At 77.2% G+C, this 1,226-nt stretch carries 2 protein-coding genes; both read right to left on the bottom strand.

Going from position 1 to position 1,226, the window contains the following annotated elements:
* The coding region (panC, locus tag NCC78_RS31765; RefSeq protein WP_250799141.1) for a pantoate--beta-alanine ligase at positions 1-664 on the bottom strand (664 nt) is incomplete at its 3' end.
* 38 nt (positions 665-702) lie between these two features.
* Positions 703-1,226: DUF2520 domain-containing protein (locus tag NCC78_RS31760; protein ID WP_250799139.1), on the bottom strand; the 524-nt coding region annotated here is incomplete at its 5' end.

Raw genomic sequence — 1,226 nt, 5'->3', positions numbered from 1 at the left:
CGGCCAGCACGGCCCCCGCGTCCCGGCCCGCGTCGGCGGCCCCGGCGCCGGCCCGCAGCGCCGCCGACAGGCTCAGCGCGGCCTCCCGCTCGGCCGGGGAGAGGTAACGGTTGCGGCTGGAGAGCGCCAGCCCGTCCGGCTCCCGGACGGTGGGCACGCCGACCACCTCGACGGGCACGTCGAGGTCCCGGGCCATCCGCCGCACCAGGGTCAGCTGCTGGTAGTCCTTCTCGCCGAAGAACGCCAGGTCCGGGCGGGTGAGCTGGAGCAGCTTCAGCACCACGGTGAGCACCCCGTGGAAGAACCCGGGGCGGCTCTGCCCCTCCAGGTCCTCGCCGAGCGGGCCCGGGTTCACCCGGACCCGGGGCTGGCCGTCCGGGTACATCTCGGCCACCGACGGGGCGAAGACCACGTCCGCGCCGGCCCGCCGGCAGATCTCCAGGTCGGCGTCGAGGGTCCGCGGGTAGCGGTCGAAGTCCTCGTTCGGCCCGAACTGGAGCGGGTTGACGAAGACGGTGACCAGCACGTGGTCGGCCCGCTCCCGGGCCGCCCGCAGCAGCGTCTCGTGCCCCGAGTGCAGGGCCCCCATGGTCATCACCACGCCGACGGTGCCCTTGAGCCCATCGCGCGCGGCGGCCAGGTCGGCGCGGGTGTGCACCACCACCGGCCCGTGCTCCCCGCCGCCGGTCGTCGCCGAAGCGTTCACGCCGCCACCTCCCGTTGCTTCTCCGCCAGCACCCCGAGCAGCGGCTCCGCGTCGACCGGGCGGAGCCGGCCGGCGGCGATGGCCCGGTCCGCGGTGCGCCGGGCCAGGGCCAGGTAGGGGGCGACCGACTCGGGCGCGGTGGCCGCCAACCGGGCCAGGTGCCGCTCGACGGTGCCGGCGTCGCCCCGGGACACCGGGCCGGTCAGCGCGTCGTCGCCCAGGCGCAGCGCGTTCTCCAGGGCCGCCCGCAGCAGCGGGGCGAGCACCTTCTCCGGCTGGCCCACCCCGGCGTCGCGCAGCCGGTCGGCCGCCTCGTTGACCAGGGTCACCAGGTGGTTGGCGCCGTGCGCGAGCGCGGCGTGGTAGAGCGGCCGGTCCGCCTCGCCGACCCACTCCGGCACGCCGCCGAGGTCGGCCGCCAGCCGGGCGGCCAGCGGTCGCAGCTCCGCCGGGGCGGTCACCCCGTACGAGATGCCGGGAAGGCGGGCGAGGTCGTCCGGCGTACCGGTGAAGGTCATCG

The organism is Micromonospora phytophila (assembly GCF_023656545.1).
Taxonomy (GTDB): Bacteria; Actinomycetota; Actinomycetes; order Mycobacteriales; family Micromonosporaceae; genus Micromonospora; species Micromonospora phytophila.
Note: the sequence above shows the minus strand (reverse complement) of the source record. Positions and strands in the feature narration are given on the sequence as shown.